Source organism: Kitasatospora sp. NPDC054939, from assembly GCF_053610105.1.
Genome location: NZ_JBSGXP010000028.1, coordinates 50,567 through 66,831, shown reverse-complemented (window position 1 = coordinate 66,831; position 16,265 = coordinate 50,567). Strand labels below are relative to the sequence as shown.

The following is a 16,265-nucleotide window of genomic DNA, read 5'->3' as shown; positions in this document are numbered from 1 at the left end:
GTGCGGGCCCTTCGGCGTTGCACCCGCGTGGCCGGCCGCTACCGTCCGGGAGCGGACGTCGGCGGCGTGTCCAGCACCCGGAACGAGATGCCCGCGGCGATCAGCCGGTCGATGAGCGGCCGGCCCATCGCCACCGCCGTGGTCAGCTGCCCCGCCACGGGCGGCAGGTCGTCGTACGCCAGGCAGAGCGCCGACTCGGCCAGCATCGTCGCGGTCTCCTGGTAGCCGGGATCGCCGCCGGACACCTCGGCGAGGACCGTCCGACCGTCCTCCGTCCGGGCCGCGAACCGGACGGCGAACCAGGACCGCGCCCGCTGCTCCGCGCTCGGCCCGTCACCGGGCTTGCGCAGCCGCCCCAGCGCCCGGCGCAGCGCCGGAAGCTGGGCGGCGAGGGCGAGGCCCGCCACCGCGGCGACACCGCCGACGGCGATCGGCAGCCGCCGCACCGCCGCGTAGTGCGCGTAGGCGAAGTCCGGGCCGTACGCGTCCAGGGCGGCGGCCGAGCGGGACACCACCTGCGGGTCGATCGTGGGCATCGGCACCGCCCAGGCCCGGGCCGCCCGCGACCGGTGCGGCCGGCCGGGCGGGGTGCGGACCAGCCGCCCCTTCGGCCGGGGCTCGGCCGCACGGCGCGCCCGGGCGGCCTGCGCCATCGCCCGCGGCCGGGAGAAGGCCGTCATCGCCGAGGCGAAGGTGCCGCCGGAGAAGGTGCCGCCGGCGCGGACGAAGCCTTCCACCGAGAGCCGCTCGGCCGGGCCGCCGCGGCGCAGCAGTTCCTCGACGGTGAACAGCACGCCGAGGTCGTGCGGCACCGAGTCGAAGCCGCAGGCGTGCACCAGCCGCGCGCCGGTGGCCACGGCCCGCTCGTGGTGCCGGAGGTACATCCGGTCGACGAACTCCGGCTCGCCGGTGAGGTCCACGTAGTCGGTGCCGCTCTCCGCGCAGGCCGCCACCAGAGGCTCGCCGTACCGCAGGTACGGGCCGACCGTGGACACCACCACGCGGGCCGAGGCGGCCACGTCGCGCAGCGCCTCGCGGTCCGCGGCGTCCGCGACCAGCAGCGGGAGGTCGGCGCACCGCGGGTCGATCTCCGCCAGCCGGGCCCGGACGGCGGCGAGCCTGCGCTCGTCCCGCCCGGCGAGGGCCCAGCGGCAGCCCTCGGGCGCGGCCCTGGCCAGGTACTCGGCGGTGAGCCCGCCGGTGAAGCCGGTGGCACCGAACAGGACGAGGTCGTACGGGCGCGACGCAGCCATCAACAGTCCCTACTCGCGGGTAATCGACTGCGCCACGCTAGGAGCCCGTCGTGGCACTGTCAACGGCCCCGGCCCCGGGCCCCGCGTGTCGGGCGCCCCGCCTCCGCCGCCCCCGTGCGCGCCGCGGCGGCCGGGCGCGTGCAGACGGACCCCACCGCGCCGATGCCCCCGTCGAGCGGTGACCGACGGCGAAGCAGTCGCGTGCCTGCGCGCCGGGCGGTCGGCCGCTGCCGACAGGGTGCCGCAGGTGTCGTACCGCCGGAGAGGGCGGGATGCGGTCGCGGACGGCGGGCCAGGTGCGGGGCGGAACGTGCCGCTACCGGCCGTCGGCGGGTGTGGGCCGGATCACGGTTGAGGTTGACCCTGGGTCAGGGTGGAGGCTCGTCGCATCGGCAGGACGCCGACAGGCACAGCGATGCGAAGGAGCCGACCATGAGGTCCACCACCACCGTTCAGAGCCAGCGGCAGGACCGTCCGGAGCTGCGGAAGGCGATCGAGGAGGTGGTCGCGTCCGGCTTCCTCGGGGTGCAGGTCCGGGTGAACGACGAGCACGGCACCTGGGCCGCCGGAGCCGGCGCCCCCGAACTGGGCCGGAGCGCCGAGCCGCTGACCGACGGGCACTTCCGGATCGGCAGCACCACCAAGAGCTTCGTCGCGACCACGGTGCTCATGCTGGTGGCCGAGGGCCGGGCGGGGCTCGACGACCCGGTCGCCGACCACCTGCCGGGGTTCGGGCTCGACGGGCGGATCACGGTGCGGATGCTGCTGCAGCACACCAGCGGGATCTTCAACCACACCGGCGAGCTCGACGCGGACGGCACGTTCGTGCCCGGGGTCTGCTGGCGGGGCAAGCAGTGGGTGGAGGACCGGTTCCGCACCTACCCGCCCGAGGAGCTGGTCCGGCTGTCGCTGTCCGAGCCGGCCCGCTTCGCGCCGGGGACGGGCTGGGGCTACGCCAACACCAACTACGTGCTGGCCCGGCTGGTGGTCGAGGAGGTCACCGGCCGTTCGTTCGCCGAGGAGGTGCAGCGGCTGGTCCTGGGGCCGCTGGGGATGACCGGTACCGTCGCGCCGGGCGCCTCGCCGGAGATCCCGGAGCCGCACCACCACGGCTACTACCGCTACGAGGACGCCGGGCAGCAGCGGACGGTGGACATCACCCGCCAGAACCCGTCCTGGGTCGGAGCCGGCGGCGACATGATCTCCACCACCCGGGACCTCCAGACGTACTTCGCCGCGCTGATGGGCGGCCGGCTCCTGCCCGCCGAACTGCTGGCCGAGATGCGCACCCCGGAGCCGACGGCCGGCTACGGCCTGGGGCTGTTCGCACAGGAGACGGACGCCGGCACCGTCTACCATCACAACGGCGCCACCATGGGCTCGGCGGCGCTCATGTACGGCACGGCCGACGGCCGTACGACCCTGACCGCCGGGCTGACCTGGGTGGACGACGCCGATCTGGCGATCGCACCGGCCTTCCGGGCCGCCCAGGAGCGTTTCGTCGACGCGGTGTTCTGCGGCAAGCTGGGCCGATGAGGAACGGGGTCACGATCGGCCAGGCGGCGGCGTTCGCCGGGGTCACGGTGAAGACGGTGCGGCACTACCACAAGCTCGGCCTGGTCACGGAGCCGGAGCGCGACAGCTCCGGCTACCGGCGGTACGGATCCGCCGAACTCCTGCACCTGGTGCAGGTGCGGACGCTCGCCGCCGCGGGGGTGCCGCTGGCCGAGATCGGGCCCGTGCTCGGCGCCGACGCCGCAGGGTTCGGCGCAGCCCTCGCCGACGTCGAACGGCAGCTCACCGCGCGCATCGACGAGCTGGTCGCCCGCCGCGACACGCTCCACCGGCTCGCCGACGGCGACCGGGCGCTGCTGCCCGAGCGTGCCTGCGCGGTCCTGGACCGGATGACCGCCCTCGGCTTCGGCCCCGACCACGTCGCCGCCCAGCGCGAGGCCCTGGTCCTGGCCCGGGCGATGGTGCCCGAGGGCTTCGACGGGTTCCTGGCCCAGCTGGAGCACGGGCTCGACGACCCCGAGTACGTCGACCTCGCCAAACGCGGCCGGGAAGCGGAGACCTGGGACCCGGACGACCCGAGGGTCGACGAACTCGCCACCGCCATGGCGGAGCGCTACCTCGCCAACCCCGCGCTGCGCGGCGATCCCGCCAGCCTGCAGGCCTGGGCCAGGGCCTCGGCCCAGTACCGGCTGATCAACGACCACCGTGGGGACCAGGCGCCCGTCGCGGCCCGGCTGACCGCGCTCACCGAGGCCAGACTCCGCGCGGCAGGCGTCCCCGCGCCGCACCGGTGACCCGATCCCCCGCCGGTGACCACCGGTCGGCTCGCGATCGGGGCCCGCCCGTCGTACGCATCCGGGGGCGAGGGGGCGTCGCTCCGGCCCGCGGTGCGCCTTCCTCCGCCGGGAGCCGCCGTCACCTGTCCCGAGTGGTCGGACCGGTGGTGAGCGCCCTGTCGGCGGCTTCGAGGATCCTGCCGAAGGTGTGGGCGATGAGGGGCTTGGCGACGACGCGGGTGAGGGCCGCGCCGAACGGGAGCCGGACCTGGAAGGTGGTCGTCCACACGACCTCGGTGCCCCCGGCGGTTTCGGTGAACGTCATGCGCCCGAGCTCGTGGCGGGAGGACGGAACGCTGCGTTCGACGGTGTAGTCGAAGCTGTACGGCGGGTTGTAGACGGTGACCCGCTCACGGAACCAGCCGATCGCCCAGGTGTGCACGCGGACCGCGCCCACGCCGTACGGCGCACCGGCGCCCGGGCGCGCCAGCCGCGCCTTCAGGATCAGCGGGGACCGGGTGTAGTTGGTCGTCGTGGCGCACCAGTCGAACACCTCCGCGATCGGCGCGGCGATGGTGCGTCGCACGGTCAGGGTCTCCATGGTGGTTCCCTCCTCCTGGTCGGCAGGGCGCGGCTCGCCCGCCGCACCCGGAAGTTCGACCGCACAACGCCCGGGAACGTGACACGCCCCGAAGTGGCCTCCCTCACACCGATCCGCTCGGGGCGGGGGCAAGCGAGGGCGGGGGCGGGTGGTGCCGCGCCCGGGACGGCGGGACGCCGCGGCACGTGCGGGCATCCGGTCCGGCGGGGGAGGGCCGAGGGAGATCGTTCGGTTCGGCCCGGCGTGCTGCCCGTCCGGTCGGTCGTGCCCTACGCTCGCACCCACCGGCAACGGGCGCGTCGGACGGCGGGCGGGTGGGACGGTGGTGCAGCACGGGCCGGATCCTTCACCTCGCGTGCCGACCGGCACGTCACCGGCCGTCGGTGGCGCGGCCGAGCCGCCGGAATCGACCCTGTGAGGAGAAGGCACCGCCTTGGCAACCGACTACGACGCCCCGCGGGACACCGGTGACGGCAGCGGCGACGACAGCATCGAGGAACTGAAGAGCCAGCGCGACGACAAGAAGACCTCCGCGGTCGACGTCGACCCCGAGGCCGTCGAAGGGCTGGAGCTTCCGGGCGCCGACCTGTCGGGCGAGGAACTCACCGTCCGGGTCGTGCCCCTGCAGGAGGACGAGTTCACCTGCATGACCTGCTTCCTGGTCCACCACCGCGCCCAACTCGCCGGGGAGGACCGGAACGGCCAACCGATCTGCCGCGACTGCGCGTCCTGAGCGCCGCAGTCGCGACCGCCGCCCGAACGGTGACCGCGTGCACCGGCCGGACACCGTTCGGGGCTGCGGCTCGACCCGCGCCGATCCGCACGCCCCCGGGCTGACCGCCTGCGCGGGCTCGGTGAACACCGTCGGCGCGGTGTCACGGACGTCCGGGAACCGAGGGGCCGCGGCACGCAGGCACCGCGGCCGGGGCGCCCCGGGCCTCCGGGGCGCCCCGAGCGGCCGAACCACTGCCCGCCCGTCAGCCCGGGAAGCCCGCGCCGGACAGCTCGTCGTCGATCCGCTGCCGCTCCCGTACGGCGAGCACCCGGTAGTGCTCCTCCCGGGCGCGGTCACCCACCTGCCCGGCCGCATCGGCCGCCGCTTTCCACACCACCAGGGGCAGCCGCGGCACCCCGGCGGCCTGGGCCGGGTCGTTCGTCCCGTCCTGTCCCGGCTGCATGTCACTCGATCGGGGGGGCCGCCGGGCGAGTCCGTCGCGCATAGTGCGGTCTCACGGCAAGGATCGTGTGTGTGCGCTCCGGTCGGAGCGCCGCACCGACGATTTCCCCTCGCGAGGAGACACCGGCCATGGCACCGATCCCCAACGGCCCCTACGGAATCGCCAAGCACGGCGAGCAGTACCTGACGCTCCAGGACGAGAAGGCCCCTGCGGTCGTCCTGCCGCCGACCGGTCAGCCCGGTGAGCAGGAGTGGCACGTCGAGGGCCTCTCCAACGGCTACGTCACCGTCAAGAACCTGCGGCACGGAACGTACCTCAGCTTCGACGGCGTTCCCGAGATCAACAAGATGCTCCGCGGCTCCTCCCAGCCCACCGAGTGGCAGCTCCGGCAGTCCGCCGAGCCGTTCCTGTTCCACGTCGTCGTCCCCGGCGGCCCGATCGACGGCGTCGAACTGGTGGTGGACCTCAGCCTGCTCCGGATCTTCCCCCCGATGACGGCGCTGCGTCCGCTGGAGCCGGAGAACCTCGACCAGGCGTGGCGCTTCGAGTTCCACGAGTAGGCCCCGCCGGTAGGCCGCCGCTGCCCCGTCCCGCTCGGTGAACGGGCGGCGGCGGCCCGCCGACCCGGTTCCGGCCGGCTCTGCCCCTCCTCCTCGGCCACGAAGCGCCCGTTCCGACCGGACCGAGGAGCCCCGGGCCGGATCTCCACAACTTCGCTACAACAGGCGCGGGGTGCTCCCCTGCCGACCGCCTCGCTGGGAGCATCGCCCCATGGGCATCGGGGAGGTGCCCGTGGACACGATCGAGGGGGCTGCGATGAACACTCGGATCAGGGACGCGGGGACGCCCGGCCGGCTCCGGCCGGCCGACGGTCCGGTCGGCAGCGCACTGGGGCGGGGCCTGTTCCTCCTGGCGGGGCTGGCCGGCACCGTTCTCGGCTTCGTCTGGTTCGTCGACGCGAACGACACGGTGAACGCCTACCGCACCGCCCCGGTGTGCGCCACGGCGGCGCACGCGCCCGGCACGGACTGCGTGCGGCGCGAGACCGGCAAGGTGACGGACAGGCACGCCGGCAACGGCGGCGACTCCACGGTCTACACGCTGACCGTGGCCCGCGGGACGGCCCCCAAGGAGACCTTCACGGTCGACCGGGACCTCTACAGCGAGGCGGCGGTCGGTTCGGACGTGGAACTGACGGTCTTCCGGGGGAGGGTGGCCGAGGTCTCCTACCACGGGTACCACTTCGGGGAGCCGGGAATGCCCTGGCGGTCCTGCATCGAGGTGGCCGTTCTGGCCGGCCTGGGTTCGGCACTCATCGTCTTCGGCGCGATCCGGGCACGGCCGGGCGAGCCGGCGACCCCCGCCGCCCTCGTCGGCCGCTATGCCGGCTTCGTCCTGGTCGTCTTCGTCGCCCCCGCGCTCGTCGGCTGCATGGCCCTCGTGACGCTGCACCTGCCGATCGCCGTCACCCTGGCCGCCGCCGTCCTCGGCTGGCTGTTCCTGACCGCCGGCGTCGCAGTGGCCGTCCGAGGCAAATAGCGTTCCAGCGTACGGGGGTGGGGCGGGCCGGCGTCGCGTCGCCCGGGGCGCCTCCGCCTTGCCGTCCCGCCGTCCCGCCGTCCCGCCGTCCCGCCGTCCCGCCGTCCCCGCCGTCCCCGCCGCGTCACTGCCGGGCAGCGGGGGCCGCACCCGGATCCTAGGCGCGCGGGCCGGGAGTGAACGCGGCGCGGACGATGCGCTCGCCGACCGGGTTCATGCCGGCGGCCTTGGCATCGGTCGCGTTGACCGAGTAGACGAGGGTGCGCGAGAGGTCCCTGGTCGCGGCGATCAGCGTGCTGTAGCCGGGCCGGGCTCCGGTCTTGAGCCAAAGGATCCGACCGTTCCCGGCATCGAAGCGCTGCAGCCCCGCGCTCATGACGGCGCCCTTGATGTCCGGGACGGTGAACATCTCGCGGTCCAGGAGCGGTTGGGGGACGAGGTCTCCCCTGAACAGCGCGACGAGGAACCGTTCGAGGTCCGCGGTGGTCGAGATCATGTCGCCGGCCGCCCACCGGTCGGACATGTTCCACTCGGTCGCGTCGACGAGGGTGCCGTTCGCCAGCCTCTGGTAGCCGCGGTTGTGCGGCCCGTGGATCCGCGGGTCGGCGCCCGGGAAGGAGGTGTGGTGCATGCCGGCCGGCCGCAGGATCCGTACCTGCGCCTGGTGTTCGTAGGTGTCGCCGGTGATCCTCTCGATCAGCAGGCCGAGGACGGTGTAGTCGATGTTGGCGTACCGCTGCTTCCGGCCCGGGCCCTCGTCGGGACCGCGGTAGGGGCCCTTGGCGGCGGACGCGGCGACGACGTCCTCGGGCCGCAGGGTGTCGAAGCGGTTGTCGTATCCTTCGGCGTTCTCCGGGCCGAGGGAGGCGCCGGGCTGCAGCCCGCTGGTGAACGTGAGCAGGTGCCGTACGGTGATCGGCTCGAAGGCGTCGGTCAGCAGCCCCGGCAGGTACGTCTGGACGGTGCCGTCGAGGTCGACCCTCCCCTCGGCGGCGAGTTGCAGCACGATGGCGGACGTGACGACCTTGGTGGTGGACCCGGCGCGGAACCGTGCTCCCTCCCACGCCCTGCGGCCGCTCTCCAGATCGTGCACCCCCGCGCTCGCCTGCCAGCTGTCGTGGCCGCCCACCCGGACGAGGGCGGCCGTCGCGTCGGGGCCGGGCAGCCCGACGAGGGCTTCCTGCAGCGCCCTGGTGTCCAAGCCCGACGGCCGGGCCTCGGCGGCCTGCGCGTGCGGCGTGCCGGCGGCGCGGGCGGGCGCGGCGGCCAGCGGGCCGGCGGCGAGGGCGAGCAGAAGCGCGGCGGCGACGGCGGCCGGGGCGGTACGGGTGCGGGTGCGGATGCGGATGCGGATGCTCAACGGGGTACTCCGTGACGGGAATCGGCGTGTTCGGGCGAACCCATCCTGGGGTGCGTGCGGTTGCCCGGGATCGTCGCGAAGGAGGGCGCAGGCCCCGGCCCGTCCCTGAGCAACGGCGCCGCCAGGAACAGGAAGTCGTCCGGATCGACCCCTACGGGGCGGCAGGCACGGTCGCTCCGCGCCCGCCGCGCGACGGTACCTCGACGGACGACTCGCCGGTGCCGTCGCCCGCTCACTGGGCCGGTCGGCGCAGTGGCGTGCCGGATCGGGGGTCGGAGCTGTTGTTCGGGCGCGCCGGCGGGCGGGGCCGGCGCTAGGCTCGGTCGACGGGGGCCGGCCCCGGGCACGAGGAGGACCCTGTGGGTGTTGAGGACGTCCCGGACTCGTCGAGCACGGCCGCCGAGGTGGCCGCCCGGATCTTCGATGGCCGGACCCGGCGCGGCCTGTCCGAGGAACAGCTCGCCCGTGCCGCCGAGCTCTCAGTCGCCTACCTGCGACAGCTGCTCGCCGCCGGCCCCGACTTCGACCCCGGGGCGCTGCTGCGCGTGGCGAAGGCGCTGGACGTGGCACCGGAAGAGCTGCTGTCGGGCGCGGGCGCCGCGCCCGGAACGGGCCAGGCGGGGCCGCATCCGGCGCTGCTGCGGCTGACCGAGGACGAGTGCTGGGACCTGCTCGGCACGCACGGGATCGGCAGGATCGCCCTGTCGGGCGACGGCGCGCCACTCGTGGTGCCGGTGAACTTCCGCATCCACCGCCGTACGGTCGTGGTCCGCACCGCACCGGGTAGCCCGGTGGCCGGTGCCTGGGGGCGGCCGGTGTCGTTCCAGGTCGACCGGTTCGACGACCGCCTGCACAACGGCTGGAGCGTCCTGGTGGAAGGCTCCGGACACCGGGTCATGGACGAGTCCGAACGCCGCGAGGTCGAGGAGGTACCGGGGTCGGAGCCGTGGGCGGGCGGCCCGCGGGACCTCTGGCTGCGGATCGTGCCCGACCGCGTGACCGGCCGCCGCATCGGCCGGATCAGCGAGGACGGCCGCATCGAACCCTGAACGGTGCCGGACCGGGGAACGGGTCCACCGCCAGGCCGGCCGGTGGACGGCCGGAGACGGGGCGCTCCCCCTCTCGGACCGTCGGTCGCCTGGCCCTGTCGGATCGACCCGGCTCGGTTCCCGGGGTGCGCCCTCCACCGGCGGCGTATCGAGTGTGGTAGTCAACGTGTATGCCGATGGAGCCCCCCGGAGCTGGAGGCCGGTCGTCCCCGTTTCGACGGCTGCGCAGGGCGGTGCGCCGGTCGCAGGTCGGGCACGTCTGGGTGCTGGGCGGTGACCTGCAACTGTCCCAGCGGGCGCTGGGCTTCGCGGCGCTCGGGTTCCTGACTCTGGTTCCGCTGCTGATCGTGGTGTCCGCGGCCGATCCGGACCGCGGGCGGGGGTTCGCGCAGTGGCTGGGGGACGGGCTCGGCGTGTCGCCGGCTTCCAGGCAGGAGGTCGAGCAGCTCTTCGGGCGGCCCGGCCAGGCGTTCCGGACGACTACGGCCTTCGGCCTCGCCGCCCTGGCGGTGTTCGGCCTGTCGTTCGGGGCCGCGGTGCAGAGCGGCTACGAGAGGGTCTGGGATCTGGCGCCGGCCCGCTGGTGGGCCCGATGGCGACACGTGCTGTGGTTCGCCGTCCTCATCGGGTTCCTCTTCCTGTCCGCCACCAGTACGCTCTGGCGCCGGTCCCCGGGCGGCGGCCTGGGGGCGGTGCTGAGCGCGGTCGTGTTCCTCTGGTGGTCGCAGTGGCTGCTGCTCGGGGGCCGGGTGCGCTGGCGTGCCCTGTTTCCGGGGGCCGTGGTGACCATGGTCGGATTGCTTGGCCTGCGGCTCTTCTCCCGGTTCGTCTTCTCACCGCTGATCGCCTCCAACACGGTCACCTACGGCCCGTTCGGGACCGTTCTGGTCATTCAGTCCTGGCTGGTCGGTGTGGGAATGGTCGTCTTCGGCGGCGCACTGGTGGGGCGCCTGCTCCACGAGGAACTCCCGCGCGTGACAGGTCCGCTGAAGCGGCAGAAGTGAGGGCTCGGCAGGGCGGGACCGGGCGGCATCGTCGGCGGAAGGGCGATGCGTGTTCTACTCGGCGCCCCGGTGGGGGATCCGGTCGGTGTCGAAGTCGCCGAGCGCGATCTTCCCGGCCAGGTCCGCGAGTCGGAGCTGGTGTGCCCGGGCGTAGGCGCGGAAGGCGGCGAATGCGTCGTCGAGGGGGAGTTGCCAGCGTTCGGCGAGGATGCCTTTGGCCTGTTCGACGGCGATCCGGCTGGTCAGCGCGTACTGGAGCTGGCCGCGTTCGAGTTCGCTGTCGTCGAGGGTGCGCTGCTGGAGGATGGCGACGGTGGCGACGTCCGCGAGCGCCTGGGCGAGCATGACGTCGTCGGCGCTCAGCCGCCCGGGTGCGCTCTGAAAGAGGCCCAGGGTCCCGATCACCCGCCCGCGCAGGTGCATCGGGATGGCGTTGGCGGCCACGAATCCGACCTGCAGGGCCTGCGACGCGAAGGCCAGCCATTCCGACGCGACGCGCACATCGGTGAGGTCGATGCCGACGCGCGCGGTGCCGGTACGGTAGCAGTCCACGCAGGGGCCCTGGTCGTGCTGGAGGGCGAAGAGTTCCAGCATGTGCGTGCGCTCGTCGGAGGCGGCGATGGTGAGGAGCCTGCCCCGCTGGTCCGTGAGCAGGATTCCCGCCGCCGTCACGTCGAGGAGTTCCACGCAGCGCTCACACAATTGCTGCAGGAATTCGATGACGCCGAAATCGCCGGTCAGTGAGTTGGCGACCTCCACGAACACCTCGGTCAGTCGTTTGACGTGAGCCACGACAACCAATCCCTCTCCGCGTCCCGCAACTACGTCTGTCACTCATTGTCGCCCAGGCGGAGGCGGCGGTCGACGATGTCGCGGGAGATGTCGCCCACGGGCCGACCGGATACGTAGGCGTGGGCGCGGAGCCTGGCCAGGGCCTCCTGCAGCGGGACGCCGAGCTGGACGCTGAGCATTCCCGTCGCCTGGTGGACGACGGCCCGCAGGAGGTCCGACGGGTCCTCCTCCGGGGGCGCCGCGGCCCCGGAGGCCGGGACTGCCAGACAGAGCGAGGTGATCGCCGAGGCGAGGACGATCGCGTCGTCGGCCTGGGCCCCGGTGAGCGGTCCGCAGGTGCGGCGCACCGCGGTGAGGGTGCCGAGGCGGATGGCACCGACGCCGAGAGGGAAGCAGAAGACCGCCAGGACGGGGAGCTGCGCCGACTCGGCGGCCAGCACCGGCCAGCGCCCGGGGCGGATCCGGGTCAGGTCGGGTACCAGGACGGGCCGGCCACGGGTGGCGGCCTCGCCGCTCGGGCCCTCGCCGAGCACGTATTCGAGGTCCTCGAAGCGGCGTCCCAGCGCACCGGAGCACCACACGAGTTCACGCCGGCCGCCGTCGGTCAGGAGCGAGACGGCGAGCGCGTCCACGCCCAGCGCGCGCCGCCCCGCCTCGCGGAGTGCGTCGAGCTCCAGGCCGCCCGCTCGTCTCCGGAGCCGGGGCAGGATTCGGGCCGTCAGGTCGCTGATCATGGCGATTCATGACGTGTATCCGGCCGCGGAGCTCAGCGCCCGGCCGGCCGCGCCGGGGGGCGGGCCCGGCGCCGGGATCAGGTAGGCGGTGGTGGCGGTGAGCTCCAGGAGGCGGGCCACCGACGGGGAAGGGCACCGAACCGTCAGCGCGCCCCCGGCCGAGGCCGTCCGGTTTGCTGCGGCCAGTAGCAGGTTGAGGCCGGAGACGTCGCAGAAGGTGACGCCCCTGGCGTCGATGTCGATGGTGCGGATGCCCGTCTGCAGGCAGTGCCGGAGCGCCTGGCGCAGTGGTGCCACGGAGTCGAGGTCCATCTCCCCGGCCACGTGGATGGTGGCGTGCCGGGCGGGTACGGAAGGCAGGACGGTGACGAGCAGGGCGGGTACGGAAGGCAGGGCGGTGACGATCAGGGCCGGAGCGGGGGTGGGCATGGTGTGGCTCCAGGTGATCAGGACTGCCGACGGGTGTCGAGGCGGCCGGGAACGGGCCAGCGGACGTTGCGTACCCACCCGAATCGTTCGAACAGGCGGATGACGGCGGCCGTGGGGTCGATCTGCCCGCGGTCGACGCCGTGGCGGGCGCAGGTGGGATCGGCGTGGTGGAAGTTGTGCCAGCTCTCTCCGAAGGAGAGCAGGGCGAGGGGCCACAGGTTGGTCGCCCGGTCGTGGCGGCGGGTGCGGAAGGGACGCCGGCCGATCATGTGGCACAGCGAGTTGACGCTCCACGTCACGTGCTGCAGCAGGGCGACCCGGACGAGCCCGGCCCACACGAGGGCGGTGAGGGCGCCGTGCCAGCTCCCGCTGATGGCCCAGCCGAGCCCGAGGGGCAGCGCGAGGGAGAGGGCGCACAGCCAGGGGAAGGCCCGGGACACGGCCCGCAGGTCCGGGTCGGCGAGCAGGTCGGGTGCGTAGCGGGCGGGTGGGGTGATGTCGGAGGTGAACAGCCAGCCGACGTGGGCGTGGACGAGACCCCGGAGTTCCGCGGTGAGGCTGGTGCCGAAGCGGAAGGGGGAATGCGGGTCTCCGGGGCGGTCGGTGAAGGCGTGGTGGCGGCGATGGGTGGCGACCCAGCCGATCACGGGGCCCTGGAAGCTCATCGACCCGGCGACGGCCATGGCGATCTTCACCGGCCGGTTCGGGGTGAAGCTGCCGTGGGTGAGGCCGCGGTGGAAGCCCACCGTCACGCCCAGCCCCGTGACGCAGTACAGCACGATGGCGAGGATCGCATCGGTGGGGCCGACGAGGCTGCCCCACAGCAACCCGAGCGCGGCCGCGAGAGCGAGGAAGGGAAATGCCACCACGACCGCGGTGACGGCCAGTTGCCACCGGGGAACGCAATGCCGACCAGCGGATTCGTCACGCGGGAACGGCGAGACCCCGTCATAGGGCTCCTGGACGGTGCTGCCCCCGGACGTGCGGATGCCGCCACCGGAGAGTGATGGGGGGCGGTGGGCTGTGGTGGCCATCCCGGCTCCTTCGCCGTCGGTGCGACGCGGCCGGGGTCTGGGGCAGCACATCGGGCCCGCGGACTCCCGCGCCCCGGGAGGGCGCAGGCGTTCGTTCGGGCCTGCTTCTACGGTACGCCCGCAGGTGCCCCTCGCCAAGAAGTCGACCCGTCTGCTCTCCCGCACCCGTGCGGACGTCGGTGCCCCGGGCCCCGTCGCGCAGGCAGCGGAGCCTTCGGCCGACCTGGGCCGGTCCATCGCCACCTGCCCGGCCCCTGGCCGCCGTCGACCTTGCTCCCGCTCCAGCAGGACGGGGGCGGATCGGCCCCCGGCAACGGCATTCCGGACCCACGGGGCACTCGGCTCGCCCTCAGGAGCCCTCCTCCATCCCGATGACCTTCTCCAGAGACTCGGATCCCTCGCCCGTGGCACGGATGTGCTCGTCCAGCAGCGCCCGCGCAATGGCGTCGAGTTTGCGCTGGATGGCGCGATCGGCCCGCCGTTCGGCGTTCTTGAGTAGGGCCAGAAGCAACAGGGTCACCGACACCATGGCATCCCCGGCCAGGAGCTGCCAGCTCACCGGCAGGCCCGCCGCGTGCACGGCGATGAATGCGCCGACGAGGAGCAGACAGAACGTGAAGAAGAGCGGCGAGCTGGTGAGGTTCGAGGCCCGCTCCGCGAGGCTCTCGAACGGGCCCCGCCCCTTGCTGCCCCGCTCGGACGGATGCTCCAGGGTCATGGTTTCTGGGTACCCCAGAAACCCCGGGACCGCATCTCCACGTCCAGCAGACACAGGGGGCGCCCCCTTCCGACGCCGGCAGGACCGCGGGCTTCCGGCGGCACTGGCCACGTCCGACTCTGCCTCGTGCCGGACGGCGAGCTGACGGGTGGAAGGGCCGGCGCCGGGCGTGTGACGGGTGCCCGCGGGGCCGCTGCTAGCCTGCTTGGCATGATCGGGGCGAGTGACGGCCTTCGGATATCCACCATGACGGCGCCGAAGGGCCCTCAGCGCGCGCTCATCGTCGCCAGCTTCGTCAGCCGGGTGGGCAACGGGCTGTTCAACACCGCCGCGGTCCTCTACTTCACCCTGGTGGTGCACCTGCCCGCGGCGCAGGTGGGCGTCGGCCTCACGATCGCCGGGCTGGTCGGGCTGCTCGCCGGAATTCCGGCCGGGAACCTGGCCGACCGGTACGGGCCGCGCACGGTCTGGCTGGTGGCCCTCGCGATGCAGGCCGCCACGATGGCCGCCTTCGTCCTCATCCACGACTGGGTCACGTTCACGCTCATCGCCACCCTGGACCGGCTGGGAGCAACGGCGGGTAACGCCGCCGGCGGTGCGCTCATCGCCCGGGCCGGCGGTGAACGCCCGGCCGCCTTCCGGGCGAAACTCCGCACCTTCGTCAACCTCGGTGTGGTCCTGGGCACGCTCGGCGCCGCCGTCGCCGTCTCGGTCGACACCCGCGCGGCCTACACGGTCCTCATCCTCGCCAACGCGGCCAGCTTCGCCTGCGCCGGCCTCATCGCCCTCGGCGGCGTCCCCGACTACCGGCCCCTGCCCCGGCCCGCGGAGCACCACCGCTGGGCCGTCCTGTCCGACCGGCCGTACGTGTCCTTCGTCGCGCTCTACGGCGCGATGGGCCTGCAGTACCAGACCGTCTCGCTGCTGCTGCCGATCTGGCTCTCCGCTCACACCGACGCGCCCCGCTGGACCGTGGCGGCGGTCTACGCGGTCAACAGCGGAGTCTGCGTGCTGCTCCAGAGCAGGTTCGGCTCCCGGGTGGAGACACCGCGCCAGGGCGGCCGGGCGTTCCGCCTCGCGGGGCTGCTCTTCCTGGTCAGCTGCCCCCTGATGGCCCTGACCGCGGACGTGCCGGCCTGGGTCGCGCCGGGGCTCGCCGTCCTCGCCGTCGTCCTGCACAGCCTCGGCGAGGTCTGGGAGTCCTCGGGCGGCTTCGCGCTCGGCTTCGGACTCGCACCCGACCACGCCCAGGGGCAGTACCAGGGCTTCTTCGGCGTCGGCTTCGACGCCGGGCAGGCCCTGGCCCCGGTGGTCCTCACGACGGCGGTCCTCGGACTCGGACACGCCGGCTGGCTGCTGCTCGGTGTGTTCTTCGCGGCACTGGGAGCGGCGGGCCCGCCGGTGGCCGCATGGGCGGAACGCACCCGCCGCCCGAACCACGACACGGCCGACGCCACGGACGGCCGGCCCGACGGGGCACCGCTTCCCGGCACCGCCTAGCCAGGGCGGGAACGGGAGCCCGCCCCCCCCCCCGATCGCACGGTCGGCCCGTCGACGGACACCCGGATGCGAGCCACCGGCCTGTCCGGCCCCGCGGCCGTCACGGCATCCGCGGTTCTCACCCGGTACGAGCAGAGCGGGCGGAGCTGTCGAGCGAGGCGACGAACCCGGCAAGAGCCGTGAAGTCCTCGTCCTGAAGGCCGATGCGCGGGTTGACGTGGTGGAGCACGGACCGGCCGGGGTGGGTGGTGCTGATGTGTATGCCGTCCGCATCGGACTGCTCGTCGTCCACCCAGACGAAGGGCCTGCCGCCGGCGTGGGCGACGAGCGGCGCGGACTTCCAGTGGACTCCGTCCGGACGCTCGCGCATCAGGGCGTCGCCGAAGTCGACGAACGGCAGCGGCGGGAGGCCGAGGACGGGGCCGATCCACCGGTTCGCGTCGCCCATCCAGGCACTGGCCCAGCACAGCTCGAACCCGAGGGCCAGCAGCGCCTCGCCATGGCGGGGCTTGAGCCACAACGTCGCCGGTCGTACATAGGACCGGGGGTAGGGCCGGGCGCTACCGACCGCGGAGGGCCGGCGCGCTTCGTCCGGCAGGTGGACCGTGACGTAGTCCTCGGGACACCTGCCGGACAGCGCCGCGTAGGGGTTCAGCGGACCGTCGACGTCCAGGAACAGCAGCGGTCGTCGGCTCACGGTGTCCCCCTGGTGCGTCGGCCGGTACATCGCAGCGTAGCCCGGGACCGGGACGCCGACCGCAGGAGGTGGGTCGTGGCCCCCGG

Annotated in this window: 18 protein-coding genes; 8 read left to right on the top strand and 10 right to left on the bottom strand. The window is 73.8% G+C overall.

The genetic code is table 11. The annotated features are described in order from the left end of the window. Nucleotides 1-38: 38 nt before the first annotated feature. Nucleotides 39-1,253, bottom strand: coding sequence for a saccharopine dehydrogenase family protein (locus ACWGB8_RS11370; protein ID WP_452212502.1), 1,215 nt, complete (start codon nucleotides 1,251-1,253; stop codon nucleotides 39-41). Between the two features lie 432 nt (nucleotides 1,254-1,685). Between ACWGB8_RS11370 and ACWGB8_RS11365 the strand changes: the two genes are divergently transcribed. Together ACWGB8_RS11365 and ACWGB8_RS11360 are read left to right on the top strand one after the other, a co-directional pair. Then, entirely contained in the window at nucleotides 1,686-2,789 is a 1,104-nt protein-coding gene (locus tag ACWGB8_RS11365) for a serine hydrolase domain-containing protein (RefSeq protein WP_452212500.1), read from the top strand. Beyond that, complete coding sequence (locus ACWGB8_RS11360; RefSeq protein ID WP_452212498.1) at nucleotides 2,786-3,562, top strand: MerR family transcriptional regulator; 777 nt, start codon at nucleotides 2,786-2,788, stop codon at nucleotides 3,560-3,562. Before ACWGB8_RS11365 ends, ACWGB8_RS11360 begins: the two co-directional genes overlap by 4 nt. A 121-nt stretch (nucleotides 3,563-3,683) precedes the next feature. On the opposite strand, the gene ACWGB8_RS11355 is transcribed toward ACWGB8_RS11360, so the two are convergent. Further along, nucleotides 3,684-4,145, bottom strand: a complete 462-nt coding sequence (locus ACWGB8_RS11355) for an SRPBCC family protein (RefSeq protein WP_452212496.1) — start codon at nucleotides 4,143-4,145, stop codon at nucleotides 3,684-3,686. Between the two features lie 433 nt (nucleotides 4,146-4,578). Between ACWGB8_RS11355 and ACWGB8_RS11350 the strand changes: the two genes are divergently transcribed. Beyond that, nucleotides 4,579-4,878, top strand: a complete 300-nt coding sequence (locus ACWGB8_RS11350) for a DUF4193 domain-containing protein (RefSeq protein WP_452212495.1) — start codon at nucleotides 4,579-4,581, stop codon at nucleotides 4,876-4,878. Between the two features lie 244 nt (nucleotides 4,879-5,122). On the opposite strand, the gene ACWGB8_RS11345 is transcribed toward ACWGB8_RS11350, so the two are convergent. Further along, nucleotides 5,123-5,323, bottom strand: a complete 201-nt coding sequence (locus tag ACWGB8_RS11345) for a hypothetical protein (protein ID WP_452212493.1) — start codon at nucleotides 5,321-5,323, stop codon at nucleotides 5,123-5,125. A 128-nt stretch (nucleotides 5,324-5,451) separates the two neighbouring features. Here ACWGB8_RS11345 and ACWGB8_RS11340 point away from each other — a divergent pair, with 128 nt between their 5' ends. Then, a complete protein-coding gene (locus ACWGB8_RS11340; protein WP_452212491.1) occupies nucleotides 5,452-5,883 on the top strand; it encodes a hypothetical protein in 432 nt (143 codons plus the stop codon). A gap of 256 nt (nucleotides 5,884-6,139) precedes the next feature. Then, nucleotides 6,140-6,862: a hypothetical protein gene (locus ACWGB8_RS11335; protein WP_452212489.1), complete on the top strand. Its 723-nt coding sequence runs from the start codon at nucleotides 6,140-6,142 to the stop codon at nucleotides 6,860-6,862. 157 nt (nucleotides 6,863-7,019) lie between these two features. Here the strand turns inward: ACWGB8_RS11335 and ACWGB8_RS11330 are convergent, their stop codons facing one another. After that, complete coding sequence (locus ACWGB8_RS11330; RefSeq protein ID WP_452212507.1) at nucleotides 7,020-8,216, bottom strand: serine hydrolase domain-containing protein; 1,197 nt, start codon at nucleotides 8,214-8,216, stop codon at nucleotides 7,020-7,022. Between the two features lie 365 nt (nucleotides 8,217-8,581). Here ACWGB8_RS11330 and ACWGB8_RS11325 point away from each other — a divergent pair, with 365 nt between their 5' ends. Both ACWGB8_RS11325 and ACWGB8_RS11320 read left to right on the top strand, forming a co-directional pair. After that, on the top strand, nucleotides 8,582-9,271 hold the full coding sequence (locus ACWGB8_RS11325) for a helix-turn-helix domain-containing protein (RefSeq protein WP_452212488.1): 690 nt from the start codon (nucleotides 8,582-8,584) through the stop codon (nucleotides 9,269-9,271). A gap of 176 nt (nucleotides 9,272-9,447) precedes the next feature. Next, nucleotides 9,448-10,275 (top strand): YhjD/YihY/BrkB family envelope integrity protein, encoded by an 828-nt coding sequence (locus ACWGB8_RS11320; RefSeq protein WP_452212506.1) that lies wholly within the window; start codon nucleotides 9,448-9,450, stop codon nucleotides 10,273-10,275. A gap of 54 nt (nucleotides 10,276-10,329) precedes the next feature. On the opposite strand, the gene ACWGB8_RS11315 is transcribed toward ACWGB8_RS11320, so the two are convergent. The 5 genes from ACWGB8_RS11315 to ACWGB8_RS11295 all read right to left on the bottom strand — a co-directional run bounded on the left by ACWGB8_RS11315 (nucleotide 10,330) and on the right by ACWGB8_RS11295 (nucleotide 13,982). Next, on the bottom strand, nucleotides 10,330-11,067 hold the full coding sequence (locus ACWGB8_RS11315; RefSeq protein WP_452212486.1) for a GAF domain-containing protein: 738 nt from the start codon (nucleotides 11,065-11,067) through the stop codon (nucleotides 10,330-10,332). A gap of 38 nt (nucleotides 11,068-11,105) precedes the next feature. Beyond that, nucleotides 11,106-11,801 (bottom strand): GAF and ANTAR domain-containing protein, encoded by a 696-nt coding sequence (locus ACWGB8_RS11310; protein WP_452212484.1) that lies wholly within the window; start codon nucleotides 11,799-11,801, stop codon nucleotides 11,106-11,108. 6 nt (nucleotides 11,802-11,807) lie between these two features. Further along, the gene (locus ACWGB8_RS11305) at nucleotides 11,808-12,230 is read right to left on the bottom strand and encodes an STAS domain-containing protein (RefSeq protein WP_452212483.1); all 423 of its coding nucleotides are present in this window, start codon (nucleotides 12,228-12,230) and stop codon (nucleotides 11,808-11,810) included. Between the two features lie 17 nt (nucleotides 12,231-12,247). Beyond that, nucleotides 12,248-13,096 carry an acyl-CoA desaturase gene (locus ACWGB8_RS11300; RefSeq protein ID WP_452212481.1) on the bottom strand — a complete coding sequence of 283 codons (849 nt, stop codon included), beginning with the start codon at nucleotides 13,094-13,096 and terminating at the stop codon, nucleotides 12,248-12,250. A gap of 517 nt (nucleotides 13,097-13,613) precedes the next feature. Beyond that, on the bottom strand, nucleotides 13,614-13,982 hold the full coding sequence (locus ACWGB8_RS11295; protein WP_452212480.1) for a low affinity iron permease family protein: 369 nt from the start codon (nucleotides 13,980-13,982) through the stop codon (nucleotides 13,614-13,616). A gap of 210 nt (nucleotides 13,983-14,192) precedes the next feature. Between ACWGB8_RS11295 and ACWGB8_RS11290 the strand changes: the two genes are divergently transcribed. Continuing rightward, complete coding sequence (locus ACWGB8_RS11290; protein ID WP_452212479.1) at nucleotides 14,193-15,482, top strand: MFS transporter; 1,290 nt, start codon at nucleotides 14,193-14,195, stop codon at nucleotides 15,480-15,482. Nucleotides 15,483-15,600: 118 nt separating this feature from the next. Here the strand turns inward: ACWGB8_RS11290 and ACWGB8_RS11285 are convergent, their stop codons facing one another. After that, the gene (locus ACWGB8_RS11285) at nucleotides 15,601-16,179 is read right to left on the bottom strand and encodes a hypothetical protein (protein ID WP_452212477.1); all 579 of its coding nucleotides are present in this window, start codon (nucleotides 16,177-16,179) and stop codon (nucleotides 15,601-15,603) included. Between the last annotated feature and the right edge of the window lie 86 nt (nucleotides 16,180-16,265).